The organism is Mycolicibacterium rhodesiae (genome assembly GCF_002086695.1).
In the GTDB taxonomy this organism is placed as follows: domain Bacteria; phylum Actinomycetota; class Actinomycetes; order Mycobacteriales; family Mycobacteriaceae; genus Mycobacterium; species Mycobacterium rhodesiae.
This window is the reverse complement of the sequence record NZ_MVIH01000011.1, coordinates 166,398-184,597: the sequence shown is the minus strand read 5'-3', so window position 1 is coordinate 184,597 and position 18,200 is coordinate 166,398. Positions and strand designations below refer to the sequence as shown.

The following is an 18,200-nucleotide window of genomic DNA, read 5'->3' as shown; positions in this document are numbered from 1 at the left end:
GCCCCCACCACCCCCGACGACCACAACGCCGCCGCCGGACCCGTGCGCCGTGAATCTGGCGGCGCCGGCCATCGCACAGACCGTCTCCGAACTCCCCCGCGACCCGAACAGCAACCAGGGCTGGTACCCGGTCCCGATCGCCGGCAACTACAACGAGTGCGCGCAACTGTCCGCCATCATCATCAAGGCCAACACCAACGCCGCCAATCCCAACACCCGCGCGGTGATGTTCCATCTCGGCAAGTTCATCCCGACCGGGGTGCCCGACACTTACGGCTTCAACGGCGTCGACACCACGCAGAGCACCGGCGACACCGTCGCACTGTCCTACGTCAACGGCTTGGGCATGCAGAGCGTGGTGAAATTCCGCTGGAACGGCAATGGAGTGGAGCTGATCGGCAACGGCTGACGTGTCCCCGCCTACGCGACGGTCAGGACGCCTTGCATGTTGGCGTGGTACTTGCAGTGGAACGGATAGGTGCCCGGCGTCGTCGGGGCCGTCAGAGTCTCTTTGCCGCCACCACCCGAGATCCGGACGTCGAACAGATTGTTCGCGTCGGCTGTGACGGTGTGATTCGCGGAGTCGTCGTTGACGATCGTCAATTGTTGACCCGGTTTGACCGACGGCGGCACCGTGTAGCTCATATTCGAGATGACGATCTCGCTTCCGGCGGCCGGGGAGGCACTCGCCGACACCGGCAATGGCGTCAGCGGCGCAACGGACTGCGGCGACGCCTGCGTGCCGCCTCCGCCACACCCGCTCAGCATCGCAGCGGCAAGCAGGGATGACGACACCAACATAGCTATGCGCCCCATGACTTTTCCTCCCACCGGTATGGTACGAGCCTCCCGCACAACACGGTCCGAGAATGCTCATAGTTAGCGTCCGGCCGTCTCGGCATGTCGGATCCCACGCCTACAGTGGGTCTGTGTTCGTCGCCGACGACCGGGTCGTCTACAGCGCCTCCGACCTCGCCGCCGCCGCGCGATGCGAGTACGCCCTGCTGCGCGCCTTCGACGCCAAGCTCGGCCGCGGACCCGCCGTGTCGGGCGAGGACGAGCTGCTGGCACGGACCGCGGAGCTCGGTGACCAGCACGAGCAGCGTCATCTCGACGAGCTGCGTTCATTGGCCGACGTCGCCGTCATCGGCAGGCCGTCCTACTCCGTCGCCGGGCTGACCGCCGCGGCCGAGGCCACCCTGCGCGCGGTGGAGCGGCGCGCGCCCGTCATCTACCAGGCCGCGATGTTCGACGGCCGTTTCGTCGGATTCGCCGACTTCCTGGTGCTCGACGGTGACCGCTACCGGTTGCGTGACACCAAGCTCGCGCGGTCGGTGAAGGTCGAGGCGCTGCTGCAGCTGGCCGCGTACGCCGAGACACTCGCGGCGGCCGGCGTTCCCGTCCACGACGAGGTGGAGCTGGTCCTGGGCAACGGTTCGACGACCTCCTACCGCGTCGACGAACTTCTGCCGGTCTACCGTTCCCGCCGCGCCGCGCTGCAGGGGCTGCTGGATCGCCACCTCGCCGGGGATGCCGCGGTCAGCTGGTCTGACGAGACCGTGCGGGCGTGCATGCGCTGCCCCGAGTGCGAGACACAGGTCCGCGAGTCCGACGACCTGTTGCTGGTCGCGGGTATCCGGGTCAGCCAGCGCGCGCGTCTGCTCGAGGCCGGCATCACCACATTGCACCAGCTGGCCGAGCACGACGGCCCGGTGCCGGAGCTGCCGGCCCGGATGGTCGACACGCTGAAAGGCCAGGCCCGGCTGCAGATCGCCCCGCGGGTGAGCGGCAAACCGCCGTTCGAGGTCGCCGACCCACAGCCGCTGATGCTGCTGCCGGATCCGGACAAGGGTGACCTGTTCTTCGATTTCGAGGGCGACCCGCTGTGGACGGCCGACGGCGCCGACTGGGGTTTGGAGTACATGTTCGGTGTGCTCGGAGCGGGCGGGGATTTCCGGCCGCTGTGGGCCCACAACCGCCGCGAAGAACGCAAGGCGCTCAAGGCTTTCCTGGACATGGTGCGCAAGCGCCGCAAGCGATACCCGAAGATGCACATCTACCACTACGCGGCGTACGAACGGACAGCCTTGTTACGACTGGCCGGACGCTACGGCGAGGGCGAGAACGAAGTCGACGACCTGCTGCGCAACGGTGTTCTGGTGGACCTATACCCCTTGGTGCGCAAGAGCATCCGGGTCGGCACCGAGAACTACAGCCTGAAGTCGCTCGAGCCGCTGTACATGGGTGCCGAGCTGCGGGCCGGCGACGTCACCACCGCCACCGACTCGATCACCGAGTACGCGCGCTACTGCGAACTGCTCGCCGACGGCCATGCGGACGAGGCCGCGACCGTACTCAAGCAGATCGAGGACTACAACCTCTACGACTGCCGATCCACCCGCATACTGCGGGACTGGTTGCTGCAGCGCGCCTTTGAGGCCGGGGTGCCACCGCTGGGCGCACAGCCGGTGATCGACGGCGGAGAGGTCGACCTCGACGATGAGCTGTCCCGCGCACTGGGCGCGTTCGCCGGGGACGACGTCACCGCGCGCAGTCCCGAGCAGCGGGCGGTGGCGATGATCGCCGCGGCCCGCGGGTATCACCGCCGCGAGGACAAGCCGTTCTGGTGGGGACATTTCGACCGACTGAACAGTCCCGTCGACGAATGGTCCGATACCCCTGGTGTTTTCCTGGCCGAGGACGTGACCGTCGACACGGCGTGGAACGTGCCGCCGCGAGCCCGTAAACAGCAGCGGCGGCTGGCGCTGACCGGCTCGATCGCGGCCGGCGAGCTCGACCGCGACATGTACGCGATGTACCAGCCACCCACCCCGGCCGGTTTGTCCGACGACCCGGAGCGGCGGGCATACTCCTCGGTCATCGTGCTCGGGTGCGACGACCCCGCCGCACCGACCGAGGTGCTGGTGATGGAACGAGAACCCAAGAGCGGCGGGGTATTCGACGCCGTCCCGTTCGCGCTGACCCCCGGTCCGCCGTTTCCGACGAAAGCGTTGCGCGAATCGATCGATGCGGCAGCCGCCCAGGTCGCCGCCGGACTGCCCGCCCTGCCGCAGTCAGCTGTCGTCGACATCCTGCTGCGACGCCCACCCCGCACCGGTGGACCGCTGCCCCGCACAGAGGACTGCGTGGCGAACATCACCGCTGCGCTGCTGGCACTGGATTCGTCGTACGTGGCGGTGCACGGGCCGCCCGGCACCGGCAAGACGCACACCGCTGCCCGGGTCATCGCGGCCCTGGTCAACGAGCACCGCTGGCGCGTCGGCGTCGTCGCGCAGTCACATGCCGTGGTGGAGAACCTGTTTCGCGACATCATCGGCGCCGGCGTCGACCCGATTCTGGTCGCCAAGAAGCCCAGCGGCACCGGGCCGTGGACCGATATCGACGAGAAGACCTATCCCGCGTTCATCACCGGCAACGACGGCTGCGTGATCGGCGGCACGGCATGGGATTTCGCGAACTCGTCGCGGGTACCCCCGGCCAGCCTGGACCTGCTGGTCATCGAGGAGGCCGGCCAGTTCTGCCTGGCCAACACCATCGCCGTCGCGCAATCCGCGACCAACCTGCTGCTGCTCGGCGATCCCCAGCAGCTCCCCCAGGTCAGCCAGGGCACCCACCCCGAACCGGTGGACGCCTCGGCGCTGGGCTGGCTGGTCGACGGCCAGCACACCCTTCCTGAGGAGCTCGGTTACTTCCTGGACCGCTCCTACCGAATGCATCCGGCAGTGTGCGCGGCGGTGTCGCGGCTGTCCTACGACAACCGGCTGCACTCGGTCGAGGAGCGCACCGCGGCCCGCCACCTCGACGGCGTCCAGCCGGGGGTGCAGGTACTGACGGTCGACCACGACGGCAACTCGACGGACAGCCGCGAAGAGGCCGAGGCGATCGTCGCGGCGATCCTTTCCATGCTCGGTTCGGCGTGGACCGATGAGGACGGCACTCGGCCGCTGACCGCCGCCGATGTGCTGATCGTGACCCCGTACAACGCGCAGGTGGTGCTGTTGCGGCGGTTGCTCGACGCGGCCGGGCTGTCCGACGTCCAGGCCGGCACGGTGGACAAGTTCCAGGGGCGCCAAGCCCCGGTGGTGTTCGTGTCGCTGGTGGCCTCCTCGATCGCCGAGGTGCCACGCGGAATTTCGTTCCTGCTCAACCGCAATCGGCTCAACGTCGCGGTGAGCCGGGCCAAGTATGCGGCGGTGATCGTGCGTTCGGCGATGCTCACCGACTATCTGCCATCCACCCCGGCGGGGTTGGTGGAGTTGGGGGCATTCCTGGCCATGTGTGGTAAACCCACCGCATGAGTTCTTCGCTGGCCGAACGGCTCCGGGCCATCGTGGGTGAGGCGCACGTCGTCACCGACGCTGATGTCCTGGATGGCCGCAGCGTCGACCACACCGGGCGGTATCGCGGCAAGGCCGGCGCGCTGGTTCGGCCCGGCTCGGCCGACGAGGTCGCCGCGGTGCTGCGCGAGTGCCGCGAGTCCGGGGTGTGCGTGACGATCCAAGGTGGCCGCACGTCGCTGGTGGCGGGAACCGTCCCCGAGCACGACGACGTGTTGCTGTCCACTGAACGGCTCACGCAGATCGGCGATGTCGACGTCGTCGAGCGGCGGGTCCACGTGGGTGCAGGCGTGACCGCGGCGGCCGTCCAGCGTGCCGCGGCCGCGGCCGGACTGCTGTTCGGCGTCGATCTCGCCGCACGGGATTCGGCCACCGTCGGCGGAATGGCATCCACCAACGCTGGCGGCCTGCGCACCGTCCGCTACGGCAACATGGGCGAACAGGTGCTCGGTCTGGACATAGCGCTGCCCGACGGATCTGTGGTGCACCGGCACAGTCAGGTGCGGGCCGACAACACCGGCTACGACCTGGCCTCACTGTTCATCGGCGCCGAGGGCACTCTGGGCGTCATCACGGCGTTGGATCTTCGGCTGCACCCGGCGCCCCCGCATCGTGTGACGGCGGTGTGCGGATTTCGCGACCTGGACGCGTTGGTAGGCGTGGGCCGCGGGCTGCGTGACACCGAATCGATTGCGGCCCTTGAACTCATCGACGGGCGGGCGGCGACTCTGGCCGCCGAGCACCTCGACGTACCGGTGCCGACCACCGGTGCTTGGCTGCTGCTGATCGAGCTGGCCGGGGAGACCGATCTGACCGAGCGCCTGGCCCATGCACTGGAGGATGCCGAGCTCTACGGCGAGCCGGCCGTCGGCGTCGACAGCACCGCCCAGCAGCGGCTCTGGCAGGTCCGGGAGTCCACGGCCGAGGTGGTCGGACTGTTCGGTCCTCCGCTGAAATTCGATGTCTCCCTACCACTGTCGGCGATCCCGTCATTCGCTGCGGACTCCACCGCGCTGGTCGCCGAGCATGCGCCCGACGCGATCCCGGTACTTTTCGGTCATATCGGGGAAGGCAATCTGCACCTGAACGTGCTGCGCTGCGGCGCCGAACAGGAAGCCCACCTCTACGCCGCGATGATGAATTTGATTGCCGCCCATGGCGGGAACGTCAGCTCCGAGCACGGTGTGGGCAGTCGCAAGCGTGCATATCTGTCGATGGCGCGCTCTGAGGAGGACATCGCCGCGATGCGCACGATCAAGGCCGCCTTCGACCCGACGGGCTACCTGAATCCGGCGGTGCTGTTCGACTGAGCCGGCTCGACAGTAACGTCAGGGCGAGAAGACTCGGCTCTTCGCGCCCTGGCGTTACTCTCGCCGAGCGGAGCTACCGCGGCCGCACCAGTACCGACTGCGCGATGACGCCGACAGCACCGTCGTCGTCGAACAGGGTGCCGACCGTCGTGCCCACGCCGTCAGGGCCGTACATCGTCTCGGCGCGAATACCCGTCCAGTCACCGGCCGGAACCCGGTGCAGATGCACCACCAGATCGGTGTTGAGGAACGTGTACTTCCTGATGTCGATCTTCGAGCCGATTCCATTGGCGCAGTCGGCGACCGCGAACAACCGTTCCAGCGCAGTGATCTCCTCGCCCGCCACCAGATCGACCTGCGGCCGCAGCCACGATTCCCCGGGACCCGGTGCCATGTGGTCGGTCAGCCACAGCCACTCCAGGCTGTGCACGTAATTGCGGTCGAAATTGTCGGCGAGGTTGCGGTTCACGCCCGCCGAGCGCGGTGACAGCGGTGCGACCGGCGCCGACACCAGCGCTTCGGTGTCCAGCGTCAGCATCCGCCACCCGCTGGCGCGGGCGACCGGGCGAGGCTGCCCGTCCGGACCCATGGCGAGCATCTGCGCCGACACCAATTCGATTTGTTTGCCGCCGCGTTCGACGGTCGCGGTCATCCAGAGATCACCGTCGGCGGGAACCGGGCCCAGCAGATCCACGGCCACGCGGCTGAGCCGGGTGTCGTCGCGGCGCCGACAACGCTGCAAGGCGCGGACCAACAGTGCCGACACCGGGCCGCCGTGCTGGATGTGCGACGTCCACGTGCTGCGAACCAAGTCGGTGGCCCGGAACTTCTCCCCGCGGGGATCGTCGGGGTCGACGAGTTCGTAGTAGCTGTCGGTCATGGTCACCTTTCGATCGACGGAAAGCCCGCACCGGAGATCTCGACCCTGACCATCTCAACGCACGAGCCGCGGGTGCCGACGAGCCGCTGCGGATAGGCGTCGGGAGCCGACACCAGGAACAGGGTGCGCCGGTCCGGGCCGCCGAGCATGCAGGCGATGGCCGCACGGTCGCCGATGTCGATGCGATCGGTGACCGCACCACCGGCCACCACCCGCTCGAACTGATGCGCCAGCGTCATCGATGTCCACACCCCGCCGTCCTCGTCCACGGCGATCCCGTCCGGCGGACCGTCGAGGCCGTCGGCGAAGACCCGGCGCCCCGACAGGGACCCGTCTGCGCCGATGTCATAGGCGGTCAACCGCCGCCCGATCGATTCGGCGACGATCAGCGTGCCGCCGTCCGGCGTGATTGCCATCCCGTTGGGAAAGTCGAGATCACCGGCCACCACGGTCACCGCGTTGTCGACATCGAGCCGCACAATGATGCCCCCCTCGCGGGCTTGCGATCCGATATAGGCCCGGCCGTGCGCGTCGACCACCATGTCGCCGAGGCCGGCGGGTGCGATCTCGGACAGGTCGGCGATCTCGGTGACGGCTTCCCCGTCATAGCCCAGCACCAGCCGGCGTTCGGTGGACACGATCAACAGCGTGCCGTCGGGACGGAACCCCAGACCGGCCGGCGCGTGTCCGGGCAGCTCCACCGTGGTCACCGATCCGTCGATGCTGATCGTGTGCACGGCGCCGCCGAGCATGTCCGAGAGCCATAACAGGCCCTCAAACCAGCGTGGGCCTTCACCGAAGCAGAATCCGCTGGCAAGCTGAGCGCGAGACAAGGAGCCGAGAACGGTCATGCCCTACCTTTACAAAACATCGTACAAATGTCACGCTCCGTACGTGGCACTGTCAGCGACCCACGCGTTATCGGAGGCCTGAGCTCGTGTGGTGTTATCGGCTTGTCGCGCCGTACACGTTCGAACGGGTCACGGTGCCCGACCCGCCGCATGACCGTCTGCGCGACGGACAGGTGTTGTTGAAGTTCCTGGCCGCCGGTATCTGCGGCAGCGACATCCCCGGTTTCAAGGGCGTGCAGGGCCGCCTGCCCGGCGACACCGGAGCGCTCGCCGCTGAGATGGCGGGCTTCCCGGTTCACGAGATCGTCGGCGAGGTCCTGGCCAGCACCCACCCCGACCACCGTCCCGGTGACCGTGTCGTCGGCTGGGCATCCGGCTTCGACGGCCTGATGGAATTCGTGATCTCCGACGGTAACGGACTGGCCCCCTACGACCCTGAGCTCAGCCCGGCGCACGCGGTCGGCCTGCAGCCGCTGGCCTGCATTCTGTATGCGCTCGAACAACTTCCGCCGCTGGAGGGCAAGCGGGTGGCGGTGATCGGCCAGGGATCGATCGGGTTGTTGTTCTCCTTTGCGGCCAAAGCCGCAGGCGCCACGCACGTCACGGGGGTCGACCCCATCTACCGCGACGACGTCGGCGCGACATTCGGTGTGGACACCGTGGTGCGGTCCACCAGCGACCGCTGGGTGGCGCACCTGGCACCGCACGACAAACCCGAGATCGTCATCGAAGCCGTCGGGCATCAGGTCGCCACCCTCAACAACGCGGTCGAAGCGGCCGGCTTCGGTGGCACCGTGTTCTATTTCGGTGTGCCCGACGACGACAGCTATCCGATCAGCATGCGCACCATGTTGCGTAACAACCTCACGCTGAAATCCGGTGTCACACTGGACCGCCGCCGAGTCCTCGACGCCGCGGACGCGTTCGCCCGCAAGCATCCCGACCTGTTGAGCAGCTACGTCACGCAGACCTTCGACGTCACCGACGTGCAGGAGGCGTTCGAGTTCGCCTGCCGCCCAACCCCGGGACGGGTCAAGATCTCGATCGTGGCCTCATGAGCGACAGCAGACTGCAGCAGGCGCTGGCCGACAAACCGCAGGTGTGGGGTGGCTGGATCACCGGTCCCACCTTCCTCGGTCCGGACGAATTCGCACACGCCGGCTACGACTACGTGGGTTTCGACATCCAACACGGCTACCTCGACGACGCCGACGTGGCGCAGGTCCTGCGCCGCATGGAGCACCTCCCGATCGCCACCGCAGTCCGACTGCCCTCGGCGGCTGCTGCCGCACCGATCGGACGCGTACTCGACGCCGGCGCCGACGCGATCATCGTCGCAATGGTCGACCGTCCCGAACAGGCCGCCGAGGCGATCGCCGCAACCCGCTACGCGCCCACAGGCATCCGAAGCTTCGGTCCGCTGCGGGCCAGCCTGGGCATCGACCCCGCTGCGCTGGCCGATCGGGTGAACGTCTTCGCGATGATCGAGACCGCAGCCGGCCTGGACGCGGTCGACGAGATCTGTGCGGTCCCCGGACTGGCCGGCGTCTACGTCGGTCCCGCGGACCTCGCGATCTCCCTTGGCGACGAGGTGGTCAAGGCGGCCAGCCGGCCGAAGGTGAGGGATGCGATCGTCCGCGTACAGCAGGCCGCGGCAGCGGCAGGCATCGTGGCGGGCATCCACGCCGGTGATGGAATCACAGGAAAGGAACTGGCCGCGTTGGGCTTTCAGCTGATCACCTTGGCCCCGGAGTCCCAAGCCCTGCGGCGCGGGGCGATCGCGCACCTCGCCGAGGCGCAGGGCCGCGCATGACCAAGGTAGCGCTGGTCACCGGCGCGGCACGCGGTCAGGGCGCGGCGCTGGTGAGACGGCTGCGGGCCGACGGCTTCCAGGTTGCCGCCGCCGACCGGCTGATCGACGACCTGCGCAACCAGATCGAGGCGCTCGATGATCCCGGAGTGATCGCCGTCGAGTTGGACGTCACCTCCGAGCAGCTGTGGGCTGCGGCGGTGGCCGAGGTGGTCGAGCGCTTCGGCGGGCTGAGCACGCTGGTGAACAATGCCGGTGTGCTGCACCGGGCGTCACTGTCCGTGGAAACCGCGGAGGGTTTCGAACGCAGCTGGCGCTTCAATACTTTGGGGCCGTTTCTCGGTATCAGGGCGTCACTCCCCCATCTCCGGGAGGCAGCGGGCGCGGCGATCGTCAACACGTGCAGCACCGGCGCCATCCGGCCGTTCCCGTTCCATGCGGCGTACGGATCGTCGAAATGGGCGTTGCGCGGCCTCACCCAGATCGCGGCAGCCGAACTCGCCGGTGACGGCATCCGGGTCAACGCGGTGTTCCCCGGGCCGATCGACACGCCGATGCTCGACGACACCGCGCGGCAGCGGCTGATCGAACGGTCCTACAGCGGCCGGCTCGGCCAGCCGATGGAAGTCGCGGATGCGGTGGCGTTTCTGGTGTCCGAGCACGCATCGTTCATCACCGGAGCAGAGCTCGTCGTCGACGGTGGCCAGTGCCTGCGGATCGGGTGACCGCCCTTTCGGTCGGTGTCATCGGTGCCGGCCCCGGCGGTCTGGCACTCGGAATCTTTCTGTCCAGGGCCGGGTTTCGGGACTTCACCATCTTCGACCGTGAAGACGGCGTCGGCGGCACCTGGCGCATCAACACGTATCCAGGCCTGGCGTGCGATGTGAAATCGCACTTGTACTCGTACTCGTTCGACCTGAACTCGCACTGGAGCCGAATGTGGCCCGGGCAGCCCGAACTGCTGGAGTACTTCGAACGCTCCGCCGACCGCCACGGCCTGCGCCCACACCTGAGACTGAACACGGAAATTACTTCGGCACACTGGGATTCGGACACTCACACCTGGACCCTGACCGATTCGGCCGGTGTCCAGCACACCTTCGACATCGTAGTCTCGGCGGTGGGGATGTTCACCCGCCCACTGTTGCCCGAGTTGCCCGAGCACGAGCCGTTCACCGGGACGCTGATGCACACTGCGCGCTGGGACCACTCAGTGGACCTCACCGGGGCCCGGGTGGCCGTGCTGGGCACCGGGTCCACCGCATCGCAACTGCTGCCGGAGGTGGCCAAGGTCGCCGACAAGGTGTACTCGGTGCAGCGCTCCCCCACCTGGATCCTGCCCAAGCCGGACCGGCCCTACAGCGACCGGGAACGCTGGGTCTTCCGATGGATTCCGTTCGCCAAGAAGTTCTACCGGACCCGGCTGTGGCTGCGCAGTGAACGCAATATCTCGGTGATCGAGAACGGCAGCGACAAAACGCATGAGTTCAAGAACATTTCGCTTCGGTACCTGGAATCCTCGGTCGCCGACCCGGAACTGCGGGCCAAGCTCACCCCGGACCACCCGCTGGGCTGCAAGCGGCTGGTGTTCGCCGCCGACTACCTGTCGACGCTGACGCAACCGCATGTCGAGGTGGTGTCCAGCCCGGCGCGTTCACTGCGGGCACGCGCACTGGTCACCGAGGACGGCTCCGAACTGGACGTCGATGTGGTGCTGTGCGCCACCGGGTATGCCGCCACCGACTATCTGGGCCAGATCGAGGTCCGCGGCGCCGACGGCCGATCGCTGCACGACACCTGGCGCGACGGCGCCTTCGCCTACCTGGGCATGGCCGTTCCGGGTTTCCCGAACTTCTTCATGCTGTACGGGCCGAACACCAACGTCGGGTCCAACAGCGTGATCTTCGTGCTCGAGGCTCAGGCCCGCTACATCGTGCGGGCACTGAAACATCTGCGCCGCACCGGGAGACGCTACGTCGCGGTGCGCCCCGACACCATGTCGGCGTTCTTGACCGACATCGATCGGTGGATGGAAGGCACTGTCTGGGTCACAAAGTGCAGCAACTATTTCCGGGCTCCCAACGGCCGGGTGGTAACGCAGTGGCCGCGCAGCGCAGGCGCGTTCTGGGCCATGACCCGCCGGTTCCGCGCACGCGACTACACGTTCACCCCGCCGGTCGCCTAGCCATGGAACCGGACCCCGAGCTTCTGCGCCGACTGGATCCCGCACTCCACGCGTTCGCCGCCGTCCGCACCGACCTGTCGCTCAACACTCTTGCTGCCGCACGAGCCTCGCTCAACGCACGGCGCGCCGAGGCCGCCGCCCAGATCGACACGACCGGCGTCGACATCGTCGACGACGATGCCGCAGGAGTTCCGGTGCGCATCTACCGCGGCGCTCGGCCTCCGTCCCCCGCGGTGATCTATTGCCACGCAGGCGCATTCATGCTTGGCAACCTCGACACCGATCACCGACAGTGCGTCGAACTGGCCCGCCGGGCCGGTTGCACCGTGGTGTCCGTCGACTACCGGTTGGCACCCGAACACCCCTTCCCCGCCGCGCTGGACGACGCAATGACTGTGCTGCAGTGGACCTGGACGGTCGGGCCAGACCTCGGGCTGGACCGAGACCGCCTGGTGCTCGCGGGGAACAGCGCGGGCGCGGCGCTGGCCGCGGGTCTGGCGCAGCGGGCCGCCGCCGGAGACACTCCGCCGATCGTCGGCGTGCTGCTGCATCAGCCGGTGCTCGACGACCGCCCCACAGCGTCGAAGGCGGAGTTCGACTCGACGCCCGGTTTCGACGGTGCCGCGGCCGAGGCGATGTGGCGGCACTACCTCCTCGAGACCGAACCGGACGCCGTCGCAGTCCCCGCGCGCAGCCATCAAATGGTCGGGGCGGCAAGCACCTTCATCAGCTGCTCGGAGCTGGATCCGCTGCGGGATGAGGCGCTGGACTACGCAGACCGGCTGATGAGTTTCGGCGTCCGCACCGATCTGCACGTCTTCGGCGGTACCTGTCACGGTTTCGACTCGCTGTGTCCGGACTGGGAGGTCACTCAAACTTTGCTGGACATGCAGGCCGAGGCACTCCGGCGGTTCTTCGACCCGTCATGACCTTTACAGATTGGCGTCGAAATGTCACGCTGTGTGGCGTGCATGAACTCGATCACCGAGACCGGCAGCACGAGGTGGCCAGGTCGCGTCAGCGGACACCCAGGCTGGCCCGTTACCAACTCGATGTCGTCGGCGCCCACGTCGCCGACGTCGTCGACTCGGCCGGCGGCTGGCTTTTCGACCGGGTGATGGCCGGTTGGGATGTGCGTGTCGCGGTCGCCCACGCCGGCGACCTCGCCGCTCTGCGCATCCTCGGCGTCCGGCCCATCGCGCTGCGCGCCATGTTCGACGGCGCGGACACGCCGACCGCGCTCGCGCTGGCAGGGGCGATGTGTGGGGTGGACGATCGGATCCGCGACACGCTGGCCGCCGCGGTCCGCTCGGCACGCACCGAGGTCACCGTGTGGGGTGATGCGTGGCTGCCCAGCGTGGGCCGCCGAGGAGCCGAGGTCCACCACCAACTGAGCGCTGCGGCAAGGCTGTTCAAAACGCAGGCCGTTGTCGCGGCCGGGCTGGACTCGACGGTCGGCCCCTTCGAGGTGTTCCGCAGTTACGGCCAGTGCGCTCGCACCGAGTACCCCGACCTGCTGCCGGTCGGCTGAGCACTAGCGGTCGACGAAGATGTCGATGATCGGGTTGTCGCCGCCCCCGTAGCGGGACAGGTCCTCGACACCGGCGGCACGCAGAACGTCGGAGTCGATCAGGCAGCCACCGTTGACCTTCGAGCCCGGCGACGTGATGATCTCGACAGCCGCATCGGCCATGATCTCGGGACTGCGCGAGGATGCCAGTGCATCCTCGAAGTCCGCCGAGTTGGCCACCGCCGAGGTCGCGATGTAGGTCTCCGGCCACAGGCAGGTGAAACCGATTCCGGTGTCGGCATATTCGGCCGCCCAGCCCAGCGACAGCAGCGTCATCCCGTATTTGGACAAGGTGTAGGCCGGGTGAGCGCCCATCCAGTGCGGGTTGAGGTTCAGCGGCGGGGCGATGGTGACGACGTGGCCGTTGGGCGATGTGCGCAGATGCGGCAGACATGCCTTGGTCAACAGGAACGTGCCGCGAATGTTGATCTGCTGCATCAGATCGAACTTCTTGGCCGACAGCGTTTCGGTGGGATCGGTGGCGATGGCGCTGGCGTTGTTGACGCAGATGTCGACCCCGCCGAATTCCGTCACCGCGGCGTCGACGGCGCGTGCGACGTCCTCTTCGCTGCGCACGTCGCCGACGATGGCGATGGCCTTGCCGCCGGCCGCTTCGATCTCGGCAGCCGCGGTGTACACGGTGCCCGGCAGTTTCGGGTGCGGCTCGGCCGTTTTGGCCAGCAGGACGACGTTGGCGCCGAGCCGGGCCGCGCCCCGCGCAATGGCCAGGCCGATACCCCGGCTACCGCCCGACACCACCAGCGTGCGGTCGGCGAGCAAATGCTTCTCGGCCATCATCCTCCTCGCTGAGAACTACATTCTCTTTTTCCGCGAGCATAGTACTCATCGAAGAAGAATGAACGAGAGGGTCACGACTCCGGCGTCGGGTAGAGCAGTGCCTCGCTCACCCCGCCGCCGTTGACCGGCGGTCCGAGCAGGACGGTCGAGGTGTTCGACGCCGGGTCGTAGCTGACCAGCGATGTCGTACCGCTGCAGCCGACCTGGCCACGCACCAGCAACCGGTCGTTGGCCGCGCCGCTCACGAACACGTCGTCGGACACTCCGGGGACCTTCACCCGCGTGGTGTGCCCGTCCGGGGTGAGCTTGGACAGGAACACGGTGCCGCAAGCGCCCAGAGACTGGAGGAAGGTACCGCTGGGAAGCTTCCAGGCGTCGGTGTCACCGATGTCTCCGCCGAAGCCCGGGTCGTCCTCCTGCCCGGAGTTGACGGCAGTCAGCGGCGTGGGGGAACTACCGTCCAGCGGAAGCTCCCACAGTTGGCTACTGGAGCCGTGTTGGGACGAGCAGCGGATGAGCACCGATCCCGGGGACCACCATTTGATCGGACCGCACATGGCGGACACCATCGGCGCCGGCAGCGTGCGGACGACCTTGCCGTCGTTGCCCATCACCACCAGGCTGTTGTCCTTCCTCGGCACCACCTCATTGCCGAGATTGGCGGTGCCGAGCACCAGTTGGGTGCCGTCGGGCGACTCCGCATAGTCACCGCCGAACTGGCCCGCGCCGCCGAGATCGGCAGTCGGATAGGTGAACTGTAAGTTGCCTTTCAGGTCAACCCTTTTCAGGGTTCCGGGCTCATTGCCGTTGAACGATGTCGACACCAGCAGGGCGGTGCCGCTGGGCCGGGTGTAACGCGGATATCCGGTAACTGGGATCGTCGTCTGCGCTCCGGTGTGCAGGTCGACGGAGATCGCCGAGTCGGGCGTCATCCCAGCGCGGGTGAACAATGCGTGACTGCCATCGCCGGACCAGTCGGCCAGGGCGAGGTTGCCGCCGGGCCCGAACGTCGTGATGGTGTACCGGTTTCCGGTCGGATCGACCAGAAACAGTGTGGTGTCGGCGGTTTCGCTGGTCGGCTCGTCGGGTGGCCGCTGCTCGCCGGGCCGATGCGGGGTGACCGGACTCCACTCGGCCAGCGTCCACCCGGGCCCGACCTGTGACCAGGGAACCGTGGCCAGAGCGCCTTCGGTGCCATGGGAGGCCGCGGGCGTCGCAGGCACCGATGAGGCCGTCGGCGCCTTCGCCGAGGGGGACGACGGTTGGGCGCCAGGCGATGTGGTCGACGCCGAGCAACCCGCTACCACGCTGACGGCCGCAACTGTTGCGACCACCACCCGATAGTTGGTCATGTTGAACCCTTTCCGGAAACTGTCAGGCGCCGACGCGACTGATGGCGGTCTGCGCGAATTGCGTGAGCTGCCCACATCCGGTGCCATACCAACTGGTGGCCCGATAGAGACGATTGCCGCTGAGCAGGACCATCAGGGTGGTGGACGGCGGCGTGGTGGTCGGCTCGTACACGCACTGCGCCTGTAGTCCGAGCCCGTCGACTGCGGTGCTGTTCGGGCCGGCGGCCGCTTGCGCGAACTGCGCTGCGGCCGAGACCGGAAACGATTGCGGCAGGCGGAGTTCGGACTCCATGCCGGTGTCACCGAGCCCGCGGTCATAGCTGCAGGACATGCGGGCGGAGCCGGCGTCATCGCCGACTGACCGGGTTGTCACCGGGCCGCCGAGCAGGGCGGCCGCCTCGTCGGCGGTCACCCAGTCGCACGGGTGCGAGCCCGTTGGGGTGACGGGATCCGGGCCGGTGACCGGATGCACCTGCAGCCGGCAGGTGCCGATGGTGGCCGGGACCGTCACTGTGGCAGTGGTGTCAGGCGCGGTGACCAGCAGGTCGGAGTAGGTCGGACACTGGTTGCCATCGGCGTCGACGGCCAGGCCCTCAACGACGGCCTGGGCGCCGCGCCCCGGCTCGACGGTGACGGTGGGCGGGATGTCCACACCGCCGGGAAGGCCCCCCAGGTATCCACGCGGCGCGCGCTCGGCGTGGAGCAGCGGTCCCCCGGCACCGGAATCGACGCCCGGATAACCGGTCAGCGTGCAGGCCCCGGCCCCGGGCGAGAGGGTGAACATCAGCGGCACCCCGCGGTGGCCGGCTCCCGCCCGCACCGGCCCCGCGGTGACGACGAGCTGCCCCGAATCGCACGGCGGCGGGTTGTCGGCGTGCACGAGCGGCGACCACGAGACGGCCGCGACACTCACCGCCGCCACCGTCAACGCGTGCTTGATCGTCATGAGGTCAGTGAAGACGCTCGGCGACGCTACCGATCCCAAATAGCCGAAAAGGCTGTCAGTCGCCCGGCCGCGAGTGACGTCCGTAGCTCTGGACCTCCGCAGGCTCGTCGCGGTAGTGGCGCGCCCGCCGAGGCTCGCCCGGTTCGCTGAGACGGTGGCGTGACCCGTCCCGGTCCACAGGAAAGCCGTTGTGCACCAGATCAACCGGCTCGGCAACCGGCTCCGGCCGGGCGGCCGGCGGGTGCCACCTGATCACCTCGGTCTCGTCGTCGCGCTCGTCGCGAGCCGACGGGGCGACCGGCTCCCGGTCCACCACGTACTCCAGGTAATCGTCGTCGTCATAGCCGTCGTCGTAAACCGGGATCTCGTCGGTGACCTCGTCGTCGGCCGGGACCCGGCGCGGCGCACCGAACCCGCCGACCACGAACAGAGCGGCGACGATGCCGAACAACGCCCCGAACGCCGGCAACAGCATCGACTGCGACAAGGCGGCGGAGAACGGTTCGCGCAAGAACGACGGAAGCGCCAGCACCGCAAGGTCGCTCGGCGCGGCATCGGCCGGCGCGGCAGGCATCTCGTCGCTGATCCGGGACGCCATGAATGCGGCCATCCCGGCGCTGCCCAGCACCGAGCCCACCTGACGGGTCGCGTTGTACACGCCCGACCCCGCGCCGGCCAGATGCGCAGGCAGGTTGCGGGTGGCGGTGGCCGCCAGCGGCGCCCAGATGAACGCCATCCCCACCCCCATCGCGGTCAGCGCCAGCACCAGCCGCCAGATCGGCGTCGTCGGCGTCATGTCGATCGACAGCCACGTCAGCGCGATCGCCACCACCGAGAACCCGAAGCCGAGGATCGGGCGAGGGTGCACCCGATCGGTCAACTGGCCCACGAACGGGGCGAGCACACCGCTGGACACCGCCATCGGTGCGATCAGCAGCGCCGAGCGCGTCGGCGACAGCCCGCACACCACCTGGGCGTAGAACATCACCGGCAGCATCATCGCGGTAACGACGAAACCGATCACGGCCACGCCGACGTTGGACAGGCTGAAGTCACGGTCGGCGAACATCTGCAGCGGGATCAGCGGCTCGTTGCGATTGATCGACTGCCAGTACACGAACGCGGTGAAGAACCCGATGCCGGCGACGATCACGGCCCAGATCCACGCCGCCCAGTGATGGGCTTGGCCTTCCTGCAGGCCGAACACCACCAAGAACATCCCGATCCCGGACAGCGCCACCCCGACGATGTCGAACCGGTGTCTGCGGGTGGGCAACGCCGGGATCAGCCAGACCGCCAACCCCAGACCGACAACACCGACGGGCACATTGACGAAGAAGATCCACTCCCAGCCCAACCGGCCGACGAGGACTCCGCCTGCCAGCGGGCCGACCAGGGTGGCCACCCCGGCCGTTGCGCCCCACAGGCTCATCGCCACGCCGCGACGCTCAGGCGGGAAGATCCGGGTGATCGTCGACAGGGTCTGCGGTGTCAGCAACGCCGCGCCGAGCCCTTGCACCACGCGGGCCGCGATCAACGTACTGATGGAGCCGGCCAGACCACACCACAACGACGACGCGGTGAAGATCGCGAGCCCGACGATATAGAGGTTCTTCGGCCCGAAGCGGTCGCCGAGACGGCCGGCCAACAGCAACGGCACGGCGTAGGCCAGCAGGTAGGCACTGGTCACCCAGATCACGGTGTCGTAGTCGGTGATCTGCAGCCCATCCATGATGCTGGGGTTCGCGACGGCGACGATCGTCGAATCGACCAGGATCATGAAGAAGCCCACCAGCATCGCCCACAGCGCGGGCCACGGGTTGGCCGGCAGGTCGGGCGGTGTGACCGGATGGGGGTCCAAGTCCACGTCCGGCACCGGGCCGGCCATGTTCCTGGTCATATCCACTACCTCGTTTCGGCTACTGCGATGGTGTCGGCATGCGCTGACGAACCGTCTGTCGGCCCCCGCGCCTCATCGATCGGCAGCAACACCACGTGCGTAACGCCGTGGCACCCCAGGTGCTTCCGGCTGACAGTCACGCGTACCGGATCGAGACTATCGGGGCGCCGGACGGGTACCCGGCGGTGGGCCTGTCCAGAACCGGCCCGGCAAGCCAGTTTTCAGCGCAGAATCATCGGT

General features: G+C 68.0%; 16 protein-coding genes. 9 read left to right on the top strand and 7 right to left on the bottom strand.

Going from position 1 to position 18,200, the window contains the following annotated elements; translation table 11 throughout:
- The coding region (locus BST42_RS21285) for an LppP/LprE family lipoprotein (protein ID WP_207569547.1) at positions 1-409 on the top strand (409 nt) is incomplete at its 5' end.
- 11 nt (positions 410-420) lie between these two features.
- On the opposite strand, the gene BST42_RS21280 is transcribed toward BST42_RS21285, so the two are convergent.
- Entirely contained in the window at positions 421-816 is a 396-nt protein-coding gene (locus tag BST42_RS21280) for a cupredoxin domain-containing protein (protein ID WP_083121302.1), read from the bottom strand.
- Positions 817-929: 113 nt separating this feature from the next.
- On the opposite strand from BST42_RS21280, the gene BST42_RS21275 reads away from it, so the two are divergent.
- Entirely contained in the window at positions 930-4,319 is a 3,390-nt protein-coding gene (locus BST42_RS21275; protein ID WP_083121301.1) for a TM0106 family RecB-like putative nuclease, read from the top strand.
- Positions 4,316-5,668 carry an FAD-binding oxidoreductase gene (locus BST42_RS21270; RefSeq protein ID WP_083121300.1) on the top strand — a complete coding sequence of 451 codons (1,353 nt, stop codon included), beginning with the start codon at positions 4,316-4,318 and terminating at the stop codon, positions 5,666-5,668. The genes BST42_RS21275 and BST42_RS21270 overlap by 4 nt, the downstream gene beginning before the upstream one ends.
- Positions 5,669-5,741: 73 nt before the next feature.
- Here the strand turns inward: BST42_RS21270 and BST42_RS21265 are convergent, their stop codons facing one another.
- On the bottom strand, positions 5,742-6,548 hold the full coding sequence (locus tag BST42_RS21265; RefSeq protein ID WP_083121299.1) for a thioesterase family protein: 807 nt from the start codon (positions 6,546-6,548) through the stop codon (positions 5,742-5,744).
- A gap of 2 nt (positions 6,549-6,550) precedes the next feature.
- On the bottom strand, positions 6,551-7,399 hold the full coding sequence (locus BST42_RS21260) for an SMP-30/gluconolactonase/LRE family protein (RefSeq protein ID WP_083121298.1): 849 nt from the start codon (positions 7,397-7,399) through the stop codon (positions 6,551-6,553).
- Positions 7,400-7,485: 86 nt separating this feature from the next.
- Between BST42_RS21260 and BST42_RS21255 the strand changes: the two genes are divergently transcribed.
- Genes BST42_RS21255 through BST42_RS29155 form a run of 6 tightly spaced genes read left to right on the top strand, consistent with a single transcriptional unit; the run spans position 7,486 to position 12,925 of the window.
- Complete coding sequence (locus BST42_RS21255) at positions 7,486-8,457, top strand: zinc-binding dehydrogenase (RefSeq protein WP_083121297.1); 972 nt, start codon at positions 7,486-7,488, stop codon at positions 8,455-8,457.
- Positions 8,454-9,212 carry an HpcH/HpaI aldolase family protein gene (locus BST42_RS21250; RefSeq protein ID WP_083121296.1) on the top strand — a complete coding sequence of 253 codons (759 nt, stop codon included), beginning with the start codon at positions 8,454-8,456 and terminating at the stop codon, positions 9,210-9,212. Before BST42_RS21255 ends, BST42_RS21250 begins: the two co-directional genes overlap by 4 nt.
- Positions 9,209-9,934 carry an SDR family NAD(P)-dependent oxidoreductase gene (locus tag BST42_RS21245; protein WP_083121295.1) on the top strand — a complete coding sequence of 242 codons (726 nt, stop codon included), beginning with the start codon at positions 9,209-9,211 and terminating at the stop codon, positions 9,932-9,934. The genes BST42_RS21250 and BST42_RS21245 overlap by 4 nt, the downstream gene beginning before the upstream one ends.
- A complete protein-coding gene (locus BST42_RS21240; protein ID WP_083121294.1) occupies positions 9,916-11,394 on the top strand; it encodes a flavin-containing monooxygenase in 1,479 nt (492 codons plus the stop codon). Before BST42_RS21245 ends, BST42_RS21240 begins: the two co-directional genes overlap by 19 nt.
- A gap of 2 nt (positions 11,395-11,396) precedes the next feature.
- Entirely contained in the window at positions 11,397-12,323 is a 927-nt protein-coding gene (locus tag BST42_RS21235) for an alpha/beta hydrolase (RefSeq protein WP_083121293.1), read from the top strand.
- Positions 12,324-12,361: 38 nt separating this feature from the next.
- Positions 12,362-12,925, top strand: a complete 564-nt coding sequence (locus BST42_RS29155; RefSeq protein WP_110918703.1) for a hypothetical protein — start codon at positions 12,362-12,364, stop codon at positions 12,923-12,925.
- A 3-nt stretch (positions 12,926-12,928) separates the two neighbouring features.
- On the opposite strand, the gene BST42_RS21220 is transcribed toward BST42_RS29155, so the two are convergent.
- The 4 genes from BST42_RS21220 to BST42_RS21205 all read right to left on the bottom strand — a co-directional run bounded on the left by BST42_RS21220 (position 12,929) and on the right by BST42_RS21205 (position 17,858).
- Complete coding sequence (locus BST42_RS21220; protein WP_435406053.1) at positions 12,929-13,759, bottom strand: SDR family oxidoreductase; 831 nt, start codon at positions 13,757-13,759, stop codon at positions 12,929-12,931.
- Between the two features lie 74 nt (positions 13,760-13,833).
- Positions 13,834-15,114: a hypothetical protein gene (locus BST42_RS21215; RefSeq protein ID WP_237159535.1), complete on the bottom strand. Its 1,281-nt coding sequence runs from the start codon at positions 15,112-15,114 to the stop codon at positions 13,834-13,836.
- Positions 15,115-15,136: 22 nt separating this feature from the next.
- Positions 15,137-16,060 carry a DUF4232 domain-containing protein gene (locus tag BST42_RS30490; protein ID WP_083121289.1) on the bottom strand — a complete coding sequence of 308 codons (924 nt, stop codon included), beginning with the start codon at positions 16,058-16,060 and terminating at the stop codon, positions 15,137-15,139.
- Between the two features lie 55 nt (positions 16,061-16,115).
- Entirely contained in the window at positions 16,116-17,858 is a 1,743-nt protein-coding gene (locus BST42_RS21205; RefSeq protein WP_083121316.1) for an MFS transporter, read from the bottom strand.
- Between the last annotated feature and the right edge of the window lie 342 nt (positions 17,859-18,200).